The organism is Calidithermus terrae (assembly GCF_003574345.1).
Taxonomy (GTDB): domain Bacteria; phylum Deinococcota; class Deinococci; order Deinococcales; family Thermaceae; genus Calidithermus; species Calidithermus chliarophilus.
Genome location: NZ_QXDL01000366.1, coordinates 1 through 2,212 on the forward strand (window position 1 = coordinate 1; position 2,212 = coordinate 2,212).

Consider the following 2,212-nt stretch of genomic DNA (forward strand, 5'->3'; position numbering starts at 1 on the left):
CTCGTAGGTTGTGCGCCAGTCGCGGCGCCCTCCGGCACCGCGACTGGCGCACAACCTACGAGACAGACCACGATTCCCAGATAACGCAACGCTTTCATCGATGCCTCCAAGATCAACTTGCAGGCATTCTAATAGCTCGGCTGAAAAACGGCAAATTGTCTTTGCCGAACTCGGTTCGTCAGATTCCGAGTTTGTCCATACGCTGCTTTTCTACCGGCATTCCAGTCACGCCGTGGAAGGCGTCGACCTCCTCGAGGAAGCGCTGGAAGAGGTAGAGCGAGTCGTGGGGGCCGGGGCAGGCCTCGGGGTGGTACTGCACGCTGAAGACCGGGTAGCGCAGGTGGGCCATGCCCTCGAGGGTGCCGTCGTTGAGGTTGATGTGGGTGGGGCGGAACTCCTTGAGGGAGTCGGGGTCTACGGCGTAGCCGTGGTTCTGGCTGGTGATCTCGACCTTGCCGGTGAGCAGGTTCTTCACCGGGTGGTTGGCCCCCCGGTGCCCGAACTTGAGCTTGAAGGTGCGCCCCCCGGCGGCCAGGCCCAGGAGCTGGTGGCCCAGGCAGATGCCGAAGGTGGGCAACAGCCCCATCAGCTTCCACAGCGTCTCGTGGGCGTAGCGGGGCATGGAGGGGTCGCCGGGGCCGTTGGAGACGAAGAGCCCGGCGGGCTCGAGCGCCATGATCTGCGCCGGGCTGGTCTTGCCGGGCACCACGATGAGCTCGAAGCCCAGCTCGGCCATGTAGCGCATCTGGGCGTGCTTGATGCCGAAGTCCATCACCACGATGCGGCGCTTGCCCTTGAAGGTGGGGAACTGGTAGGGCAGCGGGGTGGAGACCTCGGGGGTCATGTCGCGCCCGTCGATGTCCTTCCAGGTGCGGGCCTCCTCGCGCAGGGCCTCGAGGTCGGCCTGGGTAAAGCGGTGCTTGGGGTCGCCGAAGTGGGTGGCGTGGGCGATGACCCCCTTGAGCACGCCGCCCTCGCGGATCTTGCGCACTAAGGCACGGGTGTCGATGCCCTCCAGCCCCACCACCCCGTGCTCGGCCATGAACTCGCCCAGGCTCTGCTGGGCGCGCGGCCCGGCGGCGTAGGTGCTGAACTCGCGGGCCACGAAGCCGCGCACCCAGGGGCGGTTGGACTCCATGTCGAAGACGTTGACCCCGTAGTTGCCCTGGTGGGGGTAGGTCATGACCACGATCTGGCCGTTGTAGGAGGGGTCGGTGAGGATCTCCTGGTAGCCGGTCTGGGCCGTGTTGAACACCACCTCGCCCACGTTCTTGCCCCGGTGGCCGAAGGCGTAGCCGTGGTAGGTGGTACCGTCTTCGAGGACCAAAACTGCACGTTCCTTCATCGCAATCTCCGCATTCTATGCCGCGCCGCGGCAGCTTTCAACGTGGCCCCCGGCACCTTTGCGGCGCGGCCGGCCTCAGACCAGCACGGCCTCCAATTGCTCGTCGATGGTCTTCTCGTTGGCGAAGGTGAAGCCCCACTGGCCGCTCAGCTCGTCGAGCACCGGCTCGGGGATGCCCAGCAGCACGTAGAGCACCTGCTTGGCCGGGATGCGCAGGTCGGAGGCGATGCGCTGGTGGCGGTCGAGGGCCTCGTCGAACTCGCCGGTCTTGCACTCGACGAGCAGGAAGCGGTTGGCGGTGCGCACCAGCAGGTCAACCTCGAAGCGGTCGCCGTTGGGGTAGAGGATGTGGGGGTTGGCCTCGAGGTCATGGGCTACGTTGCGCCGCCGCAGGCTGAGCTGCACCCGCTGGCGCACGAAGCGCTCGAACCAGCCCCCGGTGAGGAAGTTGAGGTGCTTGCCCTCGTTGCTGGGGCGGGCGTAGATGCGCCGCTGCTTGTTGGAGTAGGAGTAGTTGCGCAAGAGCCCCGCCTCCTTCAGCCACAAGCAGATCTGGGTGTTGGTGCCGATGTCCTGCTGGCTGAGGGCGCTGAGGGAGTACTGGAAGTCGGCGCCGCCGCGGGTGGCCGAGCTCTTGAGGCGGGCGTAGAGCCCCTCGAAGGCCGAATAGCGCTCGCCCATGAACCCGGCGAGGCGCTCGAGCGCCCGGTCCTCGGCCTCGTTGGCGGGGGGCAGGCTGGGCTTGAGCTGCAGCCCCACCTCGGCCAGGTAGTCGGCGACCTTGATGCTGGGGCGCTTGGGCTGGGGCTGAGGCTGGGGTTGGGCCTGGGGCTGCGGCGGGGGGGCTTCGGGCCGCCCGCCTCCCCC

At 67.1% G+C, this 2,212-nt stretch carries 2 protein-coding genes; both read right to left on the bottom strand.

Going from position 1 to position 2,212, the window contains the following annotated elements; all coding sequences use genetic code 11:
- Positions 1 to 178 precede the first annotated feature (178 nt).
- Complete coding sequence (carA, locus tag Mterra_RS20750; protein ID WP_119316813.1) at positions 179 to 1,345, bottom strand: glutamine-hydrolyzing carbamoyl-phosphate synthase small subunit; 1,167 nt, start codon at positions 1,343 to 1,345, stop codon at positions 179 to 181.
- A gap of 75 nt (positions 1,346 to 1,420) precedes the next feature.
- Positions 1,421 to 2,212, bottom strand: a 792-nt coding sequence (locus Mterra_RS20755; RefSeq protein ID WP_119316814.1) for a PDDEXK family nuclease, incomplete at its 5' end; no start/stop codon positions are given.

Bases quoted from the DNA above. Each gene is read 5' to 3' on its own strand.
- carA (WP_119316813.1), bottom strand. From the start codon at position 1,345: ATGAAGGAACGTGCAGTTTTGGTCCTCGAAGACGGTACCACCTACCAC.